Here is a 20674-nt window from a genome sequence, read left to right on the forward strand (position 1 = left end):
TGATTGGATTTTATGGTTTATTGGTTCTTCTTACTTCATCGATAACCCGGGTCGTATAGTGCCCCCTTTTAAAATTATCATAGGCTAGTATTTCCGCCAGAAAAGGGAGATTGGTTTTGATGCCCGTAATACGGTACGAACTAACCGCTGCCACCGCCCTATCAATCGCTTCCTGACGGGTGGCTCCAGTTGTGATGAGCTTTCCAATCATCGGATCATAGAATGGTGTTATGACCGCCTCTCCAGAAATGGCATCATCAATGCGAACACCTTCTCCACGCGGTACTGTGTATTCCGTAATTCTGCCTGGTGAAGGCCTAAACGTCAGCGGGTCTTCCGCATAAATCCGCAGCTCAATGGCGTGGCCACGCACCGCAATATCTTCCTGCGTGAAAGGGAGCGGTATTCCTTCCGCAATGGTGAGCTGCAGCGATACAAGATCAAGCCCCGTAATACCCTCTGTCACTGGATGCTCGACCTGCAGGCGGGTGTTCATCTCCAGAAAATAAAACGCTTTATCCTCATTCATAATAAATTCTACAGTTCCTGCTCCCGTGTAACCTACAGCTTCAGCCGCCCGGACAGCTGTCTCACAAATGGAGCGGCGTGTTTCCTCGTCCAGGAAAGGAGAGGGGCTTTCTTCGATTACTTTCTGGTGGCGACGCTGTACAGAGCATTCCCGCTCAAATAAATGTACAATGTTCCCGTGTGCGTCCCCCATGACCTGAACCTCAATATGGTGGGGATTTTCAATGTATTTCTCGATAAACATATCATCATTTCCAAAGTAGGCCTTTGCTCTGCCTTTGGTTGACGCAAACGCTTTCATTAATTCCGCATTGTCTCTGCAGATCTGCATGCCGATCCCCCCGCCCCCTGCGCTTGCCTTAAGCATAACGGGATAGCCAATTTCAGCTGCAATTGCGGATGCCTGATCAGCAGTAAGAATGCTGCCATCGTAACCAGGGACGACCTGAACGCCGGCTGCAATCATTCTTTTTCGCGCTTTGATTTTATCGCCCATCTCTTCCAGGACTGACGCTTCTGGGCCTATGAAAATCATCCCCTCTTCTCGGCAACGTGTGGCAAAGGCTGCATTTTCCGATAATAACCCATAGCCCGGGTGAATGGCATCGGCACTCTTTTCCTTTGCAGCGGTTAGAATAGCCTCCATATTAAGATAGCTCTGCGGCACCGGCGGGGGGCCAATCAGGACAGCTTCATCGGCTTCACGGACAAAAGGCATACAGGCGTCAGCTTCAGAATAAACCGCGACCGTTCGAATCCCTTTCTGCCGGCACGTGCGAATGACACGCCGCGCAATCTCTCCCCGGTTGGCGATCAGCACCTTTTTAATAGCCATTTAAAACCTCCTTTTCGAAGAAGCCTTATTTCTATAATCTATGCTTCTACAAGATAATTATAAATTCCTGTTTAATTCAAAAAATTCTTCCTGAAACGGTCTCGTTCAAGCAAAAAAAGCCCGACGGCTAATAAGCCGGGGCTTAACAGTTACTCAACCCGCTCCAGATTCCCGTTGGCGTCCATTTTAAAGCGAGGTTTTCCATTCATCTCTTCCTCGTCTACGAGAAACGCCATTTTACGAGCCCTATCCATAATTTGAATAAGTGCCTTGTAGTCGTTGTTGACAATCTGATAATCGCTTTGAATCTCAGTGAGTTCCATCCGCATTCTCGCGTTCTCTTCCCGGAGCTGTTCTAATTCCTTCGTTTTATCTAAAATCTCCTTTTCAAGCTGCCGGGTCCGTTTATGAACCTCTTTCTGACTGCGGAGAAAACGGATTACCGTTTCAAAGGAAATATCTTCTTCCAGCTCTGTACTTCGTGCAGGCGGATAATATACGGACTTAGCCGCGGGCGTTTCAATCGGCTGCACCTCTTCAATATCCCGTACATCCTCATTAATAGTGTTAGCGCTATCAATATCTTCTATTACCGTTGTTTTTTTCCGCTGCTGGCGCTGGGCCTTAGCTATTTGAATGGCCGTTTCGTATTTTTTACGAACCCAGCTGTTCCAGCGGAAACCGCAGGCTGCAGCCGTTCTCCCAAGCTTTTGCCCTACTTCTTCGAAAGCGGCCAGCTGCGTGCTGCCATCACGAATGCGGCGCAAAGTGACTTCCGCGAGCAGCAAATCGTCATCAGGTGTCCATGCATCCTGTCGCGTCGCTGTCATACTTCTAATCCCTCCGTTTAACGGTACTTTTAACTGTTATTCCATGATATGCGCAAGGCTGTTTTCATAGAATGATTTTCTAGTAAAATAGTATAGCCAGCCGTATAGCGGTTTAAACGGAGGTGATAGAAGTTTTTCTATTTTTTTTGCAAGAATTTCTGTATGGCCCCGTAATGGGCGTCAGAACCCCACAAATCCGAGCACTGATCAATTTCTTCTTCGATGCACACTTCCTGAGGCAGATTGGAGTCAACCATTTTAGCCAGTTTCATGTACGCAAGAATAGCTGGAAGCGGCTGTCTGGCTATTTTTGCTGCAAATGCAAAGACAGATTCTTTCAGTTCCTCTGCTTTATGCACCCTATCAATGAATCCTATATCTAACCCCTGGCGCGCATCAATGATTTCACCTGTCAGGAGAAGCTGCAAAGCCTGGTTTGTGCCTATTTTCTCCATAAGCCTTGTGCCGCTTCCCCATCCGGTAATAATGTGCATCCCAATTTGTACAAAACCAAGTTTAGCCGTTTCACTAGCCATACGAAACCGGCAGGCAGCAGCAAACTCACACCCGCCTCCAATAGCTGCGCCATTTATCATCGCAATAGTGGGCTTCGTAAAGCGATCGATTTTACTTAGCAGCCGTGACACGTTCATAAGCATCGGGTAAGACTTATCCTTGGTACGTACTGAACCGAATTGTGCAAGGTCTCCACCGGAAACAAACGCTTTGTCCCCCGCACCGGTAAAAATTACAACCTTCACCTGTGAATCCGCCGCCAGCCGGTCCAGACATTCATCAAGTTCATCTACCAGCTCAAAACTGATGGCATTTCGCACTTGCGGACGATTAAGCGTCACAAGCGCAACGCCTTCATTGATATTCAACAGCACATTGTCCATGTTCTTCTCTCCCTTCAAACCTAACTCTCGTACATTTTATTTATATAGTACTACATTCGGGTTTGGATTTAAAAGCTTATAAGAGAGTCGCGGTTTTAGGGGCCTGAGCAGCTAGTAGCTTCATAAGGCCTTTGAATTCAAAACGTTCAAATTGTTCTTTTACTCTGTCATAATCGACTTTCCAGCCGCAATCGTTAAGGGAACAAACAATCGGAACATCGGTCTTAATTCTCGCCAATTGTCTTGAAAGGTGCAGCATCTGAATATCCTCTTCGATCTTCTTTTGAATCCCGTTAGGCAGTAACGCAATATTCTCCAGAATGCCTTCGATTGATTGGTGTTCTTTCAATAATTTTAAAGCTGTCTTCTCCCCAATTCCTCTCACCCCAGGGTAATAATCACTCGGGTCGCCCATGAGCCCTTTCAAATCTATAAACTGTTCTGGCGTAATTCCCATTTCTTCAAATAATAGTTCAGGCGTATAAACAACGTAGTTAGATAACCCTTTTTTCATGATGACCGAGTGCACGCGGTCAGTAACTAACTGCAAGCTATCCCGATCGCTCGTTAAAATCCTGACATGCGATTCACCGCAATAATGGCGGGATAGCGTTCCAATACAATCGTCCGCTTCATACCCTTTTAAACCAATATTGGGCACGCCGAAACTGCTTACTACTTCTTTAACCAAATCAAACTGGGGGAGCAATTCATCTGGCGGCTCTGAACGGTTGCCTTTGTAGGATTGGTATAAATCATTGCGAAATGTTTTACTCCCCATATCCCAGCAGCAAACCACATGGGTCGGTTTTAATGTTTGAACCGCATCCCAGAAATATTTAACAAAGCCGTAAATAGCATTCGTTGGTATTCCTGTACTCGTTTTCATGATGTATCCGCTATATGAGGTTGCATAATAAGCGCGAAATAACAATGACATCCCATCAACAAGCAATACTGTGTTAGCCTCTGGCAATCGTAATCTCCCCATCCTTAATGACCGAAGTTCCGTGAAACTTTCAGTAAAATCGGCCTGTTTTTTTTATAGCCCATACATAAAAAGAAGCAGAATGAAAATGATAAATCTATATGATGATTAACAAAAGATGGAGGAATTGGAATGCACCATAGAATTTTTCAAGCCGTACAGCAGGCACAGCAATCGCTACAGCAAATCCAACAGACAGCGCAGGAGCTTTATCAAGCCGGGTTAGCTGGCACTAATCCAGAGCAGGGTTCGCAGGGCATCGCAAATCCAAACGCAAGCAGCCGCGGTTCGCAGCCAGCATTCACTCAACAGGCTGGTTCATTCACAACTCCCCAATCGATGCTTCAATCTGGTTTTGCAGGCACAAATGTGCAGCAGGTTCGCCAGGAACTTGCAAATGAAAGCAATCGTGGTTTGCAGGCGGGATATCCTCAGCAGACTGCTTTGTCCCAACAGCCTGGATTCTCCCAGCAATCCAGTTTATCACAGCAGACTGGTTTTTCACAACAGGCTGGTTTTCCGCAGCAGACAGGCTCTTTTGCCAATTCTCAATCATTGAATCAGCCTGGATTTGCCCGTACAGAGGCCCAGCAGGTAAGACAGGATGTCGCAAACGACATCGGCAGCAGTGCCCAGGCCGGCCTGTCTTCGCAGGCTGCTTCTTACGCGGATCCCGGCTCCCTGGCGCAGCCAGGTTCGTCCGGCACGAACGCTGAGCAGGTTAAGCAAGATATTGAAAGCGACATCAACAGCAGTATCCAGGCTGGAAAAGCAGGCTTGAAGCGTAAACGAACAGGAGAATAAAAAGAAAAACCGGTGGGTTAGCCACCGGTTTTTCTGCCTATGTTTTTATGCAAGAAGGTCTTTCATTGCTGAATGATTATAGCCGATGATTAACTTTTCACCATCCGTGATTATCGGACGGCGGAGCAAGCGGGGCTCCTCGCTAATCATCTCAAGCAGCTCGGAAACTGTCATATCTTCGATGTCTTTATCGAGCTCTTTGAATTTACGGCTGCGCGTGGATAAAATATCGTCCATCCCGTTGTGTGTCATCTTCACAATATCCAGCAACTCGTCTACCGACGGGGGATTTTTAAAAAGATGGCGTTCTTCATAGTCAATTCCGTTCTCTTTCAAGAAAGCTTTCGCTTTACGACATGAAGTACAGCTAGGATACGTATAGAATGTAAGATGAGAATTCATCCCGGTCATCTCCTCGAATCTTGTTCAATTATCTATCTAAAGGAAGCCGTTTATGGTTGTCCTCACTATCTTTGACTTTAGTATATTATTATAGTTAATTCTATGTCAATAGTGTTTACAAAAGTTTCTTTGTCTCTTTTGGAAAGAAATTGTTAACAAAGGTGTGAATTCCCGTGGAGTATTGTACCAATTGATCAAAAGTTTCATTTACCCTTTACCCCATTTGTACTATAATTAACACCAGATATTAGAATATAGGGGGGTATAATCTATATGGAAAATGAGACATTGAAGTTAACGAGCGTACTTGCAGACCCGACTCGTTTCTCAATCTATCAATATATTGTTAGCAATCACCGCTCGGTAACCGTCCAGGAAGTTGCAGAGCAGTTTGACATCCATCCAAACGTAGCCCGGCTCCATTTAACCAAATTGGAAGATGTTAACCTCCTTGTGTCTGCATCTGAAAAAACGGGGAAAGGCGGAAGACCCTCCCGATTGTATACATTGTCTGAGCAGGTTGTGAATCTGCAGTTCCCCCCAAGGGATTACCAACTTCTCGCTGACATTGCAATAGATACGCTTCTATCACTGGGTGAAGCAGGGCAAAAAGGGCTGAACCAAATGGGTAGAAGATTTGGAAATGAAGCAGCTAAACACGCCATCGGAAAGGAAAGAACCCCCCTCTCCCAGATGACGGTAGAAGATAAAATTGAATCTATCCAGCGTCTCGTATTGGCCCAGGGTTTAAATCCTGAAATTGAAATGATTGATGATAAAACAATTCGGTTCCGGGTCTTTAACTGCACATTTAAAGAAACTGCCAGCAGGAATCCGGAAAGTGTCTGCCAAATGCACCATGCTCTCCTTCGCGGAATATTCGAAACGTATTTTGACGAAGATATCCAATTCCTTGAGGAGAATTCCATGCTTGGGGGTTCCCGCTCCTGCGATTACACCATGCTTCGTCTTGGTAACGAATAAGGATAGTCATTATAATGAATGCGGTTATTAAGAAAAACATCGCGGGCCATGCCGCTCTCTCCTTTCCCCTCATAGAAGTTTTTAGGCCGCTCTATGGAACGACGGGCGGACCGGCATTAGGGAATCTTGGCTAGCGGCAAGCGTAAGCGCAGGCGATGGCCTTAGATTCCTTTATACCGTTTAGGTGCAACATCTGGGTATCGGGGTGATGGAGACAGTTGCCGGTCTTTTTCGCCCTCTGTTCCACACGCTCCATTAGAAAACTAGGTTGCGGCCAAGCTATAGCGCAGGCAGCAACCTAAGTTGCACTTATGCCGAAAGGTAAAATCGAAACACCTTTCGGCCTGGGGGAAAGAAAGGTGCGGACATGCGACCTCACGATGTTTTCCTTGGGTGTTTGGGACCGGAGGTCCCTTTAAAAAATCGCTCAAGACACTTCAATACTCCGAAGCACATAACCCCCATATCAATAAAGACAAAAGGACCTATCGGTCCCCAGCACAAAATAACTTTAACACATTAAAGCGAAATATACTTTCTTTTATATTGTACTGCTTGAAACATTTTTGCCCTGAATGAGAACCCTGAATGTGTCGCCCATCCCCCCCGGGGATATAAGCTGAAGAATCGCACGATTAAGCCTCGCAGCTTCATTGCGGAACGGGTCCCCGCCCTGATGTTCCTGCAGCCGATTAAGGATACCTTCTTTAAGCAAAAATTCCCTTTGCGTAGCATAGTATAACGTAGCCAAGCCTGAACGCTCACCCGCATCCATAAGCGCAGAAAAATTAACATGGGATGTTATATCCTTCTCCCCAACGAATTCATAAGGATTGCTGCTGATTTTGTGATCCCTGTAGCACAGGAGGGTGCCCTCGCGCCTGGAAGGGTCATAAAGGATATCCCTTGTGTAACCATAATCAATCGTCATGCAAAAGCCATCGGAAATCCATTCTGCCGCTTCGCGCATCCACTTGATACTTTCCAGATTAACTTCTGCCCGGTAACCGTCAGCAAGCGGAATTTTTTCATGCTGGCAATACTCCAATAGTAGCGGACTGCTAACAGGCACTAACCTTTCGATAAAGCTCCCATCCTGATACGATACACCGATCTCATGCCAGCTCCCTTTGTTTCGTTGTACAAGATGCACGGGAAAAGAATCCGGAAGTTCATTGGAAAACAACACACCTGTGAGTTGAGGAATACGCTGCTTAACTTCCGCAAGGCTTGAAAACCAGTGAATCTCCACCGCATCCGAAAACGCAGCCAGATTCTTCTGCTGAATTCTCCTATGATAATCACTTGCTTCAATCATGAAGTATTCCACGCCGCTTAAATCCCTGCCCTCGCTTATAAACGCCTGCAGAATGTGCTGGGTCAAGCGCCCGGTTCCTCCCCCCATTTCGACAATACGACGCGGCTCTTCTCCAGCCATACTGTCTACCATCCGGCCTAACGTTTGTGCAAGCATAGCACCAAATATCGGGTGAACAGAGGAGCTGGTGTAGAAATCGCCCTGTTTCCCCACTTTTGGCTGTTCTTTCTGGTAATATCCATCCTTATCGTATAAGGCTTTCGCCATAAAATCACGAAACGTAATATAACCTTCAGGCGAACTCGCGATAGCCCGTACGATTTCTTCTTCTAATGCGCTCCTACCCATATGCATCCGCTCCACAGCCTTGTTCGTAAAAAATCATTTACACTATTGACATAGTTTAAAAACTATTTTATTATATTACTAAACCATCCCATATTGATTAGGTCAGGGATTATTCCCTAACCCATTTTGTTCTTAATTTCTGAATTTCTAACCTCCCCCAGCGCCGTTCTCCCCCCCGAGAACGGCGCTACTCTTTTTTTAGAAGATTCACGGTAGCCAGGCTGCAGGCGAATCGGACAGCCTTGGCCTAAGCTTATGTTGATACACAAACAAACACTTTCCTATCCATCCAACTAAAAAATAAAGTAAAGGTGTACCAAACGCCTCGCCTTTACTTTATTTTTTTTAAGCCAATGCGAATCTGATCTTTTCCCTCATTCTTGGCACGATACATCGCATCATCAGCAAGCATGAGCAGTTCTTCCGGTTCCACTGATTGCTCAGGCAGCGCCGCGACTCCTATGCTTGCAGTAATGGAGAAACTGTAGGGTAATTTATGGAAGCCCTTTCTTATTCGTTCCGCAATTACTTTTCCCTGAGCAAGCCCCGTCTGAGGAAGCAGAATGATAATTTCTTCCCCTCCGTAACGAGCCACAACGTCACTTATACGCACCTGCTTCTTAATCATCCGCGCTACGCTAACCAGTACATTGTCCCCCGCGATATGGCCGTACGTATCATTAATTTTTTTAAAGTCATCCACATCGATCATAATCAGGCAGAGTGAAAAATTGTGCCGGGCTGACAGCCGGTATTCATCCATGTAGCGCTCATTAAAATATTGGCGGGTGTGAAGCCCGGTGAGACCATCGGTGACCGCAAGCATTTTAATATGTTCAAATTGCCGGTTGTTCGTCACCGCAAGACCAAGTTGGTTAGCGACCACATTTAAAAATTCAACCTGCATATCCGGGTATGTACGATAATCCGAATTATCTGCGTAAATAATACCAATCCGTTTTCCTTTGTACATAATCGGAACCGTTATACTGCTGTACAAACCCATTTCCTTAGCAAAATGGGAACACCTGCTATCGCGCATGCCATCCCTGACCACAACGGGTTTACCGGTGAAAAAAGCTTCCATATGGCGGGTGTCTCCACCAGGAAATCTGCAATCCAGCGATTCGGCCCAATTGTTTGGATATTCTGCTGTTGCTGATACAATTTCAATCATCTGCCGCTCTTCATTCAACAGACCCATTATCACGCGGGAGACATCCATGCTTTGCGCAATTTCCTCTGCCGCTATTTGAATTACCCGATTGATGTCATTATCACGATTGACAGCTTCAGACATGATTGTATGTAAAACTTTCAGCTTTTTCGTTTTGTAACGGGATTCCTGCAAGCCGTACCAATTAGCCGTAGCTATGCCTATGCGCCTTGCAATTTGTTCTAAAAACTCAAAAATATAAGAAGGCAGCGAAGTCTGTTGTTGTGAAAAGGCATACAGAATGCCAAGCTCTTTGTGGTTATGGTTAATGGGAATTATAATAAGCAGAGGGTAATTCTGCAGCGGAAGCAATGATACGTTCAAAGGCAACTCTAAAGGATTGACTGCTATTCCGCGCCCCGTATCTAACACAGTACGCTCAATTGCATTGTCAGGGAGCACGTAACAATAGCGACTTTCTTTACGATCAGAATCAACCCATACCTGCAGGTTTCCCTCCATTTCTTCTATCAACGAAACACAGGTTCCAAAGCCTACCTCACTTTTTATTGCATAGGCCACAAGCTTCAATGCGGGTTCTAATTCCGTCATTTCGGCAATTGAGTCGCTTAACTCATTAGCCACCTTGAGCAGGTGAATCTGATGCGTATACTGGCGGTTACTCTCAGACTGGCTTGCTACGCATTCGACAGGGCCGCTGTTATCGTTCGGCGTAGGGAAAGAGAGATTTTCTTTGGTATTCGTCAGCATCCACTCCACCCACTCCCTCAATCAAACTTACCTATAATGATACACTTTTACCAAACAGATTGTTAGATCTAATTTAGAGTCAGAAGGCTTGGAATTGTCTCCAAATACCTTGCTATCGCATGATTCCTGATATGAATGGATTCGATGTTTTTTCATCGCCGATAGTCGTTGCTGGGCCATGCCCCGGGTGAACAACCGTTTCGTCTGGCAATTCCATTAACTTATCATGTATGCTATCCATAAGCTGGTCGTAATTGCCACCCGGCAGGTCCGTACGGCCAATTGAACGGGCAAACAGCGTGTCCCCGCTAAATAAATGATTGTCTATTAAGAACGAGAGCCCGCCTGGCGTATGTCCCGGAGTTTCAAGAGCACGAATGCAGAAACCGGCCAGCTCCAGTATCTCTCCGTCTGCAACCTCATGCTCTGCCGGATCCGCAAGCATGGCCCCGCCTACCATTGGCCATCTGGAAGATCCGTTCAGGTCAGCATTGCTGAGCCACTCCTGCTCACTCTTGTGAATATAAACAGGAGCTTTTACCTTTTTCCTTATTTTGTCTAAACCACCCATATGATCGAAGTGTGCATGTGTCATGAGTATAGCCGCCACGGTATATTCCTCGGCCTGATAAATCAACTCGTCCGGATTCATTCCGGCGTCTACAATTAGGGCCTCCTTTGATTCCTCATTTGCAATGATATAGCAATTTGTCTGCAGAGGTCCCAACGAATAAGTATAGATTTGCACGATCAGATGCCCCCTTGTCTTGTATTTCCAGGATACTGGAAAAAAACTTTTTTTACTATTTTACCATGATATTGCAGAAAAAAGAAAACCCTCCGCTGCTTAGTTTCTAAGCTAACCTGAAGGATTTTCTTTTGCCTTATTATAATAAATCGGCTGCCATCTGGGCGAGAGAGGATCGCTCACCTTTCTCCAGATTGACATGGCCGGAAATTTTTTGTTCTTTAAACATTTCAACTACATAGGTGAGGCCGTTGTTCACTTCATCCAGATATGGATGGTCAATCTGCTGCGGGTCGCCCATCAGCACAATTTTGCTATTCTCCCCCACCCTTGTCAGAATCGTTTTGGCCTCATGCTTTGTCAGGTTCTGAGCTTCATCAATGATGATAAATTGCTCAGGGATGCTTCTGCCCCGTATATAGGTGAGGGCTTCTACCTGAATGCTTCCCAGGCCGGCCAATATTTTATCCAGATCACCTGATTTTTTCGTATTAAAGAGGTATTCCAAATTATCATAAATAGGCTGCATCCAGGGGCGTAATTTTTCTTCTTTTTCTCCCGGCAAATAACCGATATCCTTTCCTAGCGGAACGACAGGGCGGGCGACAAGCAGTTTTTTATACACATGTTCATCCTCCGTCTGCATCAGCCCTGCAGCAAGAGAAATAAGCGTCTTCCCTGTTCCGGCTTTTCCCGTTAGCGTGACCAGCGGGATGTTTTTATTCATGAGAAGCTCAAGGGCCATTTTCTGCTGCGCATTCCTAGGTTTGACTCCCCACACCATCTCATCCCCGAATCTTAGAGGTGACAGGTATTTGCCGTCGCCGCTTACCTGTCCAATTGCAGAGGAGGAGCTGCCAAGTTCATCCTTTAAAATTAAAAATTCATTCGGGTAGAATGTATGCCCTTTAAGATGCTGAGCCAGTACCAGCTCGTTTCTTCCATAAAACTCGTGAATAATCGAAACCGGTACCATTAATGTAGTGAATCCTTTATAGAGGTTTGAAAATTCATGGACAACCCTGTCTGACAGGAAGTCCTGTGCTTGCAAACCCAGCGCATCTGCCTTGACACGCATCAACGCATCCTTGCTCACGAGGATCACGGCGCGCGGATGCTCTTTTTGCTGTTCATCGTGTTGGAGGTTGAGAGAAACAGCCAGAATACGATTGTCATTTGTCATATCGAGGAATAAATCCTGCATTTGGACAAACGATCGGTGGTTTAATTCGACGCGGATTTCTCCCCCCTGGTCCAGCGGTACACCTAGGTGGAGATGCCCTTTTTCCCTCAATCCATCCATGATGCGCGCTACATGGCGGGCATTTCTACCGATTTCGTCCATAAATCTTTTTTTGGAATCCACTTCTTCAAGTACTACTGCAGGAATCACAACTTCGTTATCCTGAAATGAATAAATGGCCAGCGGATCCTGCAGTAATACATTCGTGTCTAAGACATAGATTTTTTTCAATGTCTCGCCTCCCAGGGACGTATCTTACTATTAATGTATGGTGCAGTTCGTTTTGTTGATAGTGTATGTCACAAAAAAGAATGTATGAAGAAAGAAAATCAGTATGATGTGGAGCAAGTTCAGGCAAAATATTAGAAAATCGCGCTCAAGCAGAAAGGTCGGAGATTCAATGAAAGGATTTTTAATTTTGCTGCTTGTATTATCTGTGACTGCCTGCAACCCAGCGGGCCGGTCTGCCGCTCCTAACGAGCCCAATACAGCACGAACGCAGCGGGTCCAGCAGACCAATCCACAGCTGCCTAAGCCCCAGGATCCACAGACAACGGCAAAGCGTTTAGTCAATATCGCATCAAAGGTTCCTAATGTAAGCCGCGCCACTGCAATCGTTTATGGCAAAACAGCGATTGTCGGCATCAATGTTCCAGGCAACTTTGACAGAGCAAGAGTCGGAACGTTAAAGTACTCCGTCGCCGAAGCACTCCGGCATGACCCGCAGGGAGCCCACGCACTGGTTACAGCGGATGTCGATATTGTGAACCGCATACGGGAAATGAATCAGGAAGTTATGCGGGGCCGGCCGGTCGCTGCTTTTGCTAACGAACTTGCTGATATAGTCGGCCGTATTATTCCCCAGGCTCCCAAAGATACGCGCACGAAGCAAACACCGGCTACAAAAAAATAGCGTGAAAAAAATGCCTTGGTCGCATGACTAGGCATTTTTTAACGCTTCCATCACCTGGCGGTCCAGTTTTTCGGCAGCTTTTACATTATATGTTTTTTCATACTGTGGGGCATAGGAAAGCCTTGATCCATAAAACATGACATCACGAACTTCTTTAATTCGAAGTTCAAGCAAAGATAATTTGAGCGGAACATTCTCCATCCGCTCCTTCTTAATAAAAGCTTCACCTACAATCGCAAAGACAGACCCAACACCGAATACCGTCATAATCACGTACGAATTCTGCTGGACATTTGCAACTATATGCGACTGAGTCTCTGCAGCAATGAGAACGGTTGATAAATCCGGGGCATAAACCCAGGAAACCGCACTTACATAGGGCGTGCCAAACGGTGTCATTGTAGTCAACATAACAAATCGTTCCGTTTGCAAATAAGAAAGCAATTCAGGATTAAGAGATTGTGCTATTACTTCTGCCACAAGCAAACCTCCCCTATCGGCTGAGATAACTCTATTGTACAATGGGCCGCCCTTGCCCTCAACTATTAATCTGGTTTATTTTCTTACTTTTTAGGTTAAGAACTACCGCACATAAAATCCGTTCATTTTAGGTCAGTCTCCACTCATTCCATTTTACAAACTCTCTGTTAACGGTATTTTATTCTTGCTTATCTTCTGTATCTGCACGATGCGGCAGTTCCAAAACCCTCTATACCCTTATACAAGCAAATTTGATGCCAATAAAATACCTAACTATACAGCCAGTCATGTAAAAAAAGCGATGCGGCTTTCTGCATCACCGCATCGAATACGCATCAAATTCGCATCGCACGCATCGTTTTTCACATGCCGCGTAGAATGCCTAGTTTCTTCATCCTTCGTACAACCGTCGATTGATGTACCCCGAGCACTTTTGCTACCTTCCGGGTACTTTTATAGGTATTGTAAAGGGAAATGAGTTTCAATCTTTCATCATCGACAGATTCCGGCATAACAGATGCATGATGGCCAAATGCGGTCTGCGATGTACGATTCACCTTAACAGGTTCGGGCTGTCCTTCTTTTTGCCCCTCAAAAAACATCCTGGGCAGGTGAAAGGTATCAATGGTCGAGCCAGAAGTGGTGACGAGAAGCCTTTCAATTACATTTTCCAGTTCCCGAACGTTACCAGGCCACGCATACTCCTGCATTTTCTCCAGTGCCTCGTAGGACATCTTTTTCTTTAGTTTATGTTTTTCGTTAAACTTCTCCAGAAAATATTGAATCATGGGAAACAGGTCCTCTTTCCGGCTGCGGAGCGGAGGCACCTCCAGCGGCACAACATTGATGCGGTAATACAAATCCTCCCGGAACTCTCCGAGCTTAACTTTCTCCATCAAGTTAGCGTTTGTTGCCGCAACCAGTCTGAAGTTCACTTCTCTTTCCTGCACATCGCCAATCCTCATCACTCTTTTTTCCTGCAAGACAGTTAAGAATTTCACTTGCAAATTCAGGGGGAGATCCCCAATTTCATCGAGGAAAAGCGTTCCTTGATCAGCAAGCTCAATCAATCCATATTTACCCTTCTGGAGTGCACCTGTAAACGCACCCGGGGCATAACCAAATAGTTCGGACTCCAGAAGATTTGCTGGGATTGCTCCGCAGTTAATCGAAATGAACGGACCTTTGGCCCTTGAACCATGCTGGTGCATGAGTTTAGCTAATACCCCTTTACCCACACCTGACTCACCGAGGATCAGTACGGATGTATCTACCTGTGCAATTCTGACGCACAAATCCACAAGGTTGCGCATCTCCTTGCTCTCCGCGATGATGCCGTCTACGCCCGTATGTTGTGCGCGCAGCCATTCCAGTTCCATCTGGTAACGCTCGGACAGCTCCTTTGCTTCATCTAACTCCGTCTTCATCTTGTTCAACTCGCTGAGGTCCCGGCAGTTCATGACAATTTGCGTGATTTCACCGGTATCAACATCCAGTATAGGTGTCCCAGTTGAAAGTAATACGCTGCCGTTCGCAAGGTGCTGGATGACACTTACCCGCTTTTGTTCATGCAGAACCATGTTGCTAACGGCTTTTGAGATGATCCCACGGCGTTGTAGATCCGCCTCCTGTAACCCAATCGCTTCTGAAGCTGGCACACCGGTCATCCGGCTGAAAGCCTGGTTAAAGTGACGGATAATCCCTTTATTATCCGTCACCACTATCCCATCGTGCGAGGATTCAATAATCGTATCCAGCTCTCTATTTAACTTTTGGACGGCCGTCAATTCCTGTGAAATGCCTTCAAGTTCGGTTATATCTTGCATAACGCTTGCCATTCCGATTTTCTTGCCTTCATCGGTAACGATCGGCTTGTGGTTGATAAGAAGCTTTCGATCCCCGTAATTAACCCTGACCATTTGTTTTTCGTCAAGCGACAGTAGCAAGGAAAGCAGCTCATGGTCTTTAACGAAGCCATGGAGGGGTGTGCGAACGGCTTCCCTTTGGTCAATACCAAGCAGCCGTTCTGCAGCCTGATTGATAGAAAGAAGCCTTCCCTTGAGATCCACAGCAATAATTCCATGATAGGTCGACTGAAGCACCGCATCCAGTTGTGAAATCGTTTTCCTGGTCTGATGCTCGAAAGCACGTAAAATATCCGTTCGCGTGAGAATGCCAACCAGCTGGCCGTTTCTATTAATGACAGGCAGCCGGCCGGCATCGAGTTCTTCCTTCCAGCCTTCGTATATTTGCTGGTCATCATACAAGGTGACAAGCTTGACCTGCATCAGGTTCTCTACAGCGGTTTCTTCCGGCAGATAATTTTTTAATGCGCGAAACACATGGGACTTGGTGATGAGGCCAACAAGCTGGTGTTTATGATCCACGACAGGTATTCCGTCAATCCGATTTTCAAGCAAAATAGATGCTGCCTCCCGGATCGTATTATGCTTATAGAGAACGAGAGGATCAGCTGTCATATAATCCCGGACCCACATGGTGATTACCTGCCATATCGCGGTTCAGCTTCGATAGAAGAGAGCATCTGCTCTACAGCAAGTCTGTCAAACACTTGTGTGTGCCGCTCCCCTTCAACCGTGTACGTCACGTGGTACATCACCGCATCATGCGAGTATTCCAGCTTTTCAAGTTTATGATCGTCCACAAGAATCCGATAAAAAAAATCCGCTGTATTTTGGGCTGGTTGATCGTCAGGGCGGGCGTCCGCTACCACTTTAATCTGCAAATAGTTCAACAAAGCATTTTCAATTGCCATACTTATCCCTCCGCGTTATATGTACGTTATGCTCATCTTATACTACCCCGCTTAAGCTGACAACGCTAATCAGAACTATTAGAAAACTTAACCGAACAATGAGAAAACATTCCGGGCCATGCCACCGCAGGTCCCATTTAAAAATCGCTCAACGCACTCCAACACGTTAAAGCAAAATACACTTTCCTATAGAATCAAAAAAGAGAGGCAGGAAGATCCGCCTCTCTTGGTAATTTACGCTTGAATAACTGCTTTTTTGACTTCAGGTGTAACAACTTCCATCTCGCCAATTCCGCGAATAAGTTTCTTCGCATGAAATTCTTTCGGCTCGAGAATGGATACCAAGTAATCGATAGCAACCTGTGGATCCACCGTATCACCGCACGTGTAGCAATCCAGGGCAGCGAACCCTTTCTCAGGGTACGTATGAATGGAAATATGGCTCTCAGAAAGCATAACCAGGACAGTTGCTCCCTGCGGTTCAAACTGTTTGGCCTGTACGGATAAAACCGTAGCACCGCATGCTTCAGCCGCTTCCACCATATGGTGCTCTAAGAATTCCGAGTTGTTCAGCTTCTCAAAATCAACGCCCCAAACATCAATCGCTACATGTCTACCGAAAGTAGAATATTCCATCTCCCGGTTCCCCCTTCCTAGGATGAGTGTGTTAACATCGCTAGGACCTACGTCATTCACCACGGGGGCAAGTGAGTAAAAAAAATCCCACCCTTTAAGTGAATCCTGGTTCCTAATCAAATTTTTCCTAACGAAAATAAAAATACCATGAATTCATTTAACTTGCAAGACTTTTTTAATTTCCAATTCCGGCTGATTTTATTGCCACATTCATGGCTTCTTTCTCTTCATCTGATAGATGATAGGGTGAGGTGCCGTTCTGAATCGGTTTAGCATAGGTGCGCGACTCGCTTCGCCCATATATGCTCGTAACGACAACTCCGTTTTTCTCATCATCTAGAAGCGCGAGCGAGAAGCTTAAATCACTGCCCTCATTCTGGAACGCCTGGAACCTGACCATGCCAAAATGGCCTTTCCGGGTGACGATGGAGGAGCGAAGCCGCTTCATTTCCTCATCAATATAGGCGTGTGATTCGGTTAAACGATCCATCCGGTCAAAAAGCTTCTCAAGGATTTGCTCAAGATTTTCCTTCGAAGTGCCGTAGGAGAGCCGTTTGAATCTTTTCTTAAGGCCGTTAAACTTAATTGAGAGAATAAGATTCCAGATAAGGATGACAAGAAACAAAAGGATAAGCACGCCGCAAATGCCTGCCAATGTTCCTGTCGTCAACCACGCTTCCACTACAATACCATCCCTTTCGCGTGCAAAAACTCACAACGTATATATTTTATAACTAGCGGCGCCGTATTTCCATATAAAATATTGGGTGTGTTGTGTTACGTTCCGGATTATTGTTTTGTTGTGATTGCAATCCCTGTCCGGTCTTCAATCGCGCGAATAGTTGCTGCCACGTCTTCACTTCCATATCCTTGCGCCTGCGCAGCTCCTACCATTTCGGTTGCCGTCCGTCCAACTCCTAGTGGCGTTTCCAACTGCTGAGCAAGATTTACCGCAATCTTCATATCCTTATACAACAGGTCGACACTAAACAGCGGGGCAAAATTCCTTGCCGTGATTAACGGGTATATCCGATCATATCCCAGGCTATGTCCGGTGCTGACTTTAATAATTTCGTGCAGTGTATCCTGTGGTATGCCCGCTTTTTCAGCAAGCACCATCACTTCAGACACTGCGGCGACGTTAATGCCAAAGAGCATATTGTTGATAAGTTTCACAACGCTGCCGCTCCCCACCGGGCCCACGAGCACGATTTTTCGGCCCATGGCTTCAAAAACGGGAAGTGCGGTCTGGTATGGTCTTTCGTCTCCCCCGCACATAATGGTAAGTGATCCTGCTTCCGCGCCCATTGGCCCCCCGCTAATGGGGGCATCAAGAAAATGGACGCCCTTCTCTTTAGCAGCGTTATAGATTTGTTGGTTTAACTGGGGGCTTACGGTGCTATGATCCGCAATAATCAGCCCTTCACGTGAGCCGCTGAGAACACCATGGCTTCCAAGGTATATATCTTCCACAGTATGAGGCATCGGCAAGCAGGTGAGCAGTATTTGTACCTTAGAGGCCAGATCAGCAGCATCTGACGCTTCTATGGCACCTGCGGCCACTGCCTTTTCGATCGGTCCCCTGCTCCTGCTAACCACATGAACCTCAAACCCGCTTTTTAGCAGGTTCATTGTCATAGGAAGGCCCATTGTCCCGAGGCCAATGAAACCAACTTTCATTCTGCTCATCTTATTTCCCTCCAAATCGAATGGCGAGTTGTATTAACGTACGTACAGCTACTCCCGTTGCACCAACAGGGTTATGCCCTTTATCTTTCTTCGTCGTCGCGGTGCCAGCGATATCCAGGTGAACCCAAGGTGTGTCTTCCGCAAACTCTCCAATAAATATGCCTCCCTGGATGCAGCCGGCAGGCCGCCCCGCATCATTTTTGATGTCTGCGATTTCACTTTCAATGTATTCGTGGTACTCCTCGAAATTTGGCAGCTGCCATACTTTCTCCCCTGCAAGGCGCGCAGCTGCTTTTACTTCAGCAGCCCATTCGTCATTATTGGCAATCAGGCCTGTCGCCGCATGGCCAAGCGCTGAAATAACAGAACCCGTAAGCGTTGCCACGTCAACTAATTTCGTAGCGCCAAGGTGTTTTGCATAAGACACGCCATCAGCAAGAATTAAGCGGCCTTCGGCATCGGTATGGACGATTTCAATTGTCTTGCCGGAGAATGAAGTAATGACGTCAGCTGGCTTTAAGCAGTTGCCTGAAATCATATTCTCACATGTGGGAATAACGGCGATAACATTCACGTGCGGCTGCAGGGCACCAATTCCATCCATTGCGCCAATTACGGCAGCAGCGCCTCCCATATCCGTCTTCATCTCGCCCATTCCCTCGTCGGGTTTAACCTGAATACCGCCTGTATCAAATGTAATGCCTTTTCCTATGTATCCCAGAATGTCTTTGCTGTCCGGTGCGCCTAAATATTTTAAAACAATCATCATGGTTTCCTTATCGCTTGCCTGACCGACGCCGAGCAGGGCTCCCATGCCCATTTCTTCCAGTTCAACCTGCCCGATAACCGTTACATCAAGGTTACGCCTGCGCGCCACCTCTTTTGCCCGTTCCGCCAAAATGGCAGGGGTAAGTTTATTGCTTGGCTCATTCACGAGGCTGCGGGCGAGGTTTGTTGCATGAGAAGCGACCCCTGCACGTTCAAGACCCGCTTCGATAGCATCTTTTACCATCGCTTCATCGACAACAAGCACAAAGTCCTGAATTTCGGCATTGCTTTCCTGCTTTGTTTTGTAGCCTATAAATGTATAAGTACCCAGCTGTACGCCTTCCGCTACGCCTTGTACGATATCAACAGAGTTCCATAATTTTCTCTCAACATAATAACTGGCAACGCCAAATGTGATGGTTTTAAAGTTTCGTTTCCGGGCTAAACGCGCCGCTTCTCCAATCGCATCCCGCACTTTCTCTACTGTAAGTTCGGATTCTTTGCCTAGTCCCAGCACGATAGTTCGCCTCGCAGGGATTCTTCCCCAATTATGCAGAAGCGTGATTTCCCCAAATTTTCCTGTAATCTCTTTTTCAGCAATAAGCTGGGAAATACGGTGTTGCAGTGCCTCATCTACTTTTTTTGTATTCCCTTTTACACTGTCTTGATCTTCGCAGTACGTGACGATTAAACAGTCCGTTGCTATGGCAGAGATATCTTCTGTGGAAATTTTAATGTTCATGCTGCACCTCCGTTAATCTTCCCGCAGGAGTACAATTGCGGACACGCAGAAATAGCATACTCCTATCGAAGTATGCTACTATTTCGCTCTTCTTACTCGATTCTCCTGCCTATATCTCGAGCAGAAGCATTTCGTGCCGCAGCTCGCAAAGCCGTTCTTGGCTGCGCTCTACACTTTCTGTGTCACCCTTATTCAGAGCCTGCTGTAAGACTGCCAGTTCATAATCGATCTCCATGCGCATCACTGGAATTCTTTCCTCAGCATCTCTTCTCTTAAAAGCGATCATCACATCGTCCATGGTGACAAAGCATTCTTTTTCAAAAACGACCTCACGCTTGTCTCCTGAGATTTTCATAATCTGAAACGCTTCTCCGTAGCGGATTTTCTGGACAACCAGCTGGTCTCCCGTAAAAAACTTAATAACCGCATGGCCTTTAGCCTGCTCAATAAAGTGTTGTAAAATCCTCTCAAATCGTTGGTCTTTTATCTTATAATAACGGTCGCGCAGCTGGTAACGTTTACCTTTTCTTTTAAAAGTGAGACTATGTTTGTCTCCATCCGTTTGAACTGAAAGGGTGAAGTATCGGGGCGTCTCTTTCCATGCGACATGCATTCCTTGTTCAACAATGATAGCGACTAATTCCTGAATTTGTCCCTTGTTAAACCAAAGTGCCACGTTGCTGTACTCAATCTGGTCGTATGCATGCATGTTCTCCCCTCCATTTTAAATATTATAAATATTTTGTAAACATCATTGTAGTGGAAATGCCGTTTAAAATCAAGTGGAGTTTGTTGGCGATTGCCGCAACTACGTTA

The 20674-nt window shown here is 46.1% G+C and carries 20 protein-coding genes; 3 read left to right on the forward strand and 17 right to left on the reverse strand.

Annotated features, from left to right (window positions below):
• Positions 1 to 10: 10 nt before the first annotated feature.
• The 4 genes from PP175_RS17010 to PP175_RS17025 all read right to left on the reverse strand — a co-directional run bounded on the left by PP175_RS17010 (position 11) and on the right by PP175_RS17025 (position 4068).
• The gene (locus PP175_RS17010) at positions 11 to 1357 is read right to left on the reverse strand and encodes an acetyl-CoA carboxylase biotin carboxylase subunit (RefSeq protein WP_272443301.1); all 1347 of its coding nucleotides are present in this window, start codon (positions 1355 to 1357) and stop codon (positions 11 to 13) included.
• Between the two features lie 155 nt (positions 1358 to 1512).
• Entirely contained in the window at positions 1513 to 2193 is a 681-nt protein-coding gene (locus PP175_RS17015; protein WP_272439503.1) for an RsfA family transcriptional regulator, read from the reverse strand.
• Between the two features lie 137 nt (positions 2194 to 2330).
• Positions 2331 to 3092: an enoyl-CoA hydratase/isomerase family protein gene (locus PP175_RS17020; protein ID WP_272439504.1), complete on the reverse strand. Its 762-nt coding sequence runs from the start codon at positions 3090 to 3092 to the stop codon at positions 2331 to 2333.
• A gap of 76 nt (positions 3093 to 3168) precedes the next feature.
• The gene (locus PP175_RS17025; RefSeq protein ID WP_272439505.1) at positions 3169 to 4068 is read right to left on the reverse strand and encodes a 5'-3' exonuclease; all 900 of its coding nucleotides are present in this window, start codon (positions 4066 to 4068) and stop codon (positions 3169 to 3171) included.
• A gap of 144 nt (positions 4069 to 4212) precedes the next feature.
• Here PP175_RS17025 and PP175_RS17030 point away from each other — a divergent pair, with 144 nt between their 5' ends.
• A complete protein-coding gene (locus PP175_RS17030) occupies positions 4213 to 4884 on the forward strand; it encodes a hypothetical protein (protein WP_272439506.1) in 672 nt (223 codons plus the stop codon).
• A 45-nt stretch (positions 4885 to 4929) separates the two neighbouring features.
• Here PP175_RS17030 and PP175_RS17035 read toward each other — a convergent pair whose 3' ends face one another.
• Positions 4930 to 5286 (reverse strand): Spx/MgsR family RNA polymerase-binding regulatory protein, encoded by a 357-nt coding sequence (locus tag PP175_RS17035; RefSeq protein WP_272439507.1) that lies wholly within the window; start codon positions 5284 to 5286, stop codon positions 4930 to 4932.
• A gap of 273 nt (positions 5287 to 5559) precedes the next feature.
• Here PP175_RS17035 and PP175_RS17040 point away from each other — a divergent pair, with 273 nt between their 5' ends.
• Positions 5560 to 6270: a helix-turn-helix transcriptional regulator gene (locus PP175_RS17040; protein WP_272439508.1), complete on the forward strand. Its 711-nt coding sequence runs from the start codon at positions 5560 to 5562 to the stop codon at positions 6268 to 6270.
• Positions 6271 to 6811: 541 nt separating this feature from the next.
• On the opposite strand, the gene PP175_RS17045 is transcribed toward PP175_RS17040, so the two are convergent.
• From PP175_RS17045 to PP175_RS17060, 4 genes are all read right to left on the reverse strand, one after another.
• Positions 6812 to 7936 (reverse strand): class I SAM-dependent methyltransferase, encoded by a 1125-nt coding sequence (locus PP175_RS17045; RefSeq protein WP_272439509.1) that lies wholly within the window; start codon positions 7934 to 7936, stop codon positions 6812 to 6814.
• A gap of 331 nt (positions 7937 to 8267) precedes the next feature.
• Positions 8268 to 9863 (reverse strand): sensor domain-containing diguanylate cyclase, encoded by a 1596-nt coding sequence (locus PP175_RS17050; protein ID WP_272439510.1) that lies wholly within the window; start codon positions 9861 to 9863, stop codon positions 8268 to 8270.
• A 112-nt stretch (positions 9864 to 9975) separates the two neighbouring features.
• Entirely contained in the window at positions 9976 to 10614 is a 639-nt protein-coding gene (locus PP175_RS17055) for an MBL fold metallo-hydrolase (protein ID WP_272443302.1), read from the reverse strand.
• A gap of 136 nt (positions 10615 to 10750) precedes the next feature.
• A complete protein-coding gene (locus tag PP175_RS17060; protein WP_272439511.1) occupies positions 10751 to 12085 on the reverse strand; it encodes a PhoH family protein in 1335 nt (444 codons plus the stop codon).
• Positions 12086 to 12254: 169 nt separating this feature from the next.
• On the opposite strand from PP175_RS17060, the gene PP175_RS17065 reads away from it, so the two are divergent.
• Entirely contained in the window at positions 12255 to 12767 is a 513-nt protein-coding gene (locus PP175_RS17065; protein WP_272439512.1) for a YhcN/YlaJ family sporulation lipoprotein, read from the forward strand.
• A 27-nt stretch (positions 12768 to 12794) separates the two neighbouring features.
• On the opposite strand, the gene PP175_RS17070 is transcribed toward PP175_RS17065, so the two are convergent.
• From PP175_RS17070 to PP175_RS17105, 8 genes are all read right to left on the reverse strand, one after another.
• Positions 12795 to 13247 (reverse strand): pyridoxamine 5'-phosphate oxidase family protein, encoded by a 453-nt coding sequence (locus PP175_RS17070; RefSeq protein ID WP_272439513.1) that lies wholly within the window; start codon positions 13245 to 13247, stop codon positions 12795 to 12797.
• Positions 13248 to 13609: 362 nt separating this feature from the next.
• Entirely contained in the window at positions 13610 to 15745 is a 2136-nt protein-coding gene (locus PP175_RS17075; protein ID WP_272439514.1) for a sigma-54-dependent Fis family transcriptional regulator, read from the reverse strand.
• A 5-nt stretch (positions 15746 to 15750) separates the two neighbouring features.
• Positions 15751 to 16023, reverse strand: a complete 273-nt coding sequence (locus tag PP175_RS17080) for a hypothetical protein (RefSeq protein ID WP_272439515.1) — start codon at positions 16021 to 16023, stop codon at positions 15751 to 15753.
• A 234-nt stretch (positions 16024 to 16257) separates the two neighbouring features.
• On the reverse strand, positions 16258 to 16659 hold the full coding sequence (gene speD, locus PP175_RS17085) for an adenosylmethionine decarboxylase (protein ID WP_272439516.1): 402 nt from the start codon (positions 16657 to 16659) through the stop codon (positions 16258 to 16260).
• Between the two features lie 175 nt (positions 16660 to 16834).
• A complete protein-coding gene (locus tag PP175_RS17090) occupies positions 16835 to 17341 on the reverse strand; it encodes a DUF4446 family protein (protein ID WP_272439517.1) in 507 nt (168 codons plus the stop codon).
• Between the two features lie 107 nt (positions 17342 to 17448).
• Positions 17449 to 18348, reverse strand: a complete 900-nt coding sequence (locus tag PP175_RS17095) for an NAD(P)-dependent oxidoreductase (RefSeq protein WP_272439518.1) — start codon at positions 18346 to 18348, stop codon at positions 17449 to 17451.
• A 1-nt stretch (position 18349) separates the two neighbouring features.
• Positions 18350 to 19858, reverse strand: coding sequence for a leucyl aminopeptidase (locus PP175_RS17100; protein ID WP_272439519.1), 1509 nt, complete (start codon positions 19856 to 19858; stop codon positions 18350 to 18352).
• Between the two features lie 109 nt (positions 19859 to 19967).
• A complete protein-coding gene (locus PP175_RS17105; RefSeq protein WP_272439520.1) occupies positions 19968 to 20567 on the reverse strand; it encodes a hypothetical protein in 600 nt (199 codons plus the stop codon).
• Positions 20568 to 20674 lie beyond the last annotated feature (107 nt).

Origin of the sequence: Aneurinibacillus sp. Ricciae_BoGa-3 (assembly GCF_028421645.1) — a bacterium.
Taxonomy (GTDB): Bacteria; Bacillota; Bacilli; order Aneurinibacillales; family Aneurinibacillaceae; genus Aneurinibacillus_B.

Coding starts and splice junctions, on each gene's coding strand:
- PP175_RS17045 (WP_272439509.1), bottom strand. CDS start 7,936: ATGGGTAGGAGCGCATTAGAAGAAGAAATCGTACGGGCTATCGCGAGT.
- PP175_RS17075 (WP_272439514.1), bottom strand. CDS start 15,745: ATGTGGGTCCGGGATTATATGACAGCTGATCCTCTCGTTCTCTATAAG.
- PP175_RS17030 (WP_272439506.1), top strand. CDS start 4,213: ATGCACCATAGAATTTTTCAAGCCGTACAGCAGGCACAGCAATCGCTA.
- PP175_RS17095 (WP_272439518.1), bottom strand. CDS start 18,348: ATGAGCAGAATGAAAGTTGGTTTCATTGGCCTCGGGACAATGGGCCTT.
- PP175_RS17020 (WP_272439504.1), bottom strand. CDS start 3,092: ATGGACAATGTGCTGTTGAATATCAATGAAGGCGTTGCGCTTGTGACG.
- PP175_RS17040 (WP_272439508.1), top strand. CDS start 5,560: ATGGAAAATGAGACATTGAAGTTAACGAGCGTACTTGCAGACCCGACT.
- PP175_RS17065 (WP_272439512.1), top strand. CDS start 12,255: ATGAAAGGATTTTTAATTTTGCTGCTTGTATTATCTGTGACTGCCTGC.
- PP175_RS17050 (WP_272439510.1), bottom strand. CDS start 9,863: ATGCTGACGAATACCAAAGAAAATCTCTCTTTCCCTACGCCGAACGAT.
- PP175_RS17105 (WP_272439520.1), bottom strand. CDS start 20,567: ATGCATGCATACGACCAGATTGAGTACAGCAACGTGGCACTTTGGTTT.
- PP175_RS17015 (WP_272439503.1), bottom strand. CDS start 2,193: ATGACAGCGACGCGACAGGATGCATGGACACCTGATGACGATTTGCTG.
- speD (WP_272439516.1), bottom strand. CDS start 16,659: ATGGAATATTCTACTTTCGGTAGACATGTAGCGATTGATGTTTGGGGC.
- PP175_RS17100 (WP_272439519.1), bottom strand. CDS start 19,858: ATGAACATTAAAATTTCCACAGAAGATATCTCTGCCATAGCAACGGAC.
- PP175_RS17035 (WP_272439507.1), bottom strand. CDS start 5,286: ATGAATTCTCATCTTACATTCTATACGTATCCTAGCTGTACTTCATGT.
- PP175_RS17080 (WP_272439515.1), bottom strand. CDS start 16,023: ATGGCAATTGAAAATGCTTTGTTGAACTATTTGCAGATTAAAGTGGTA.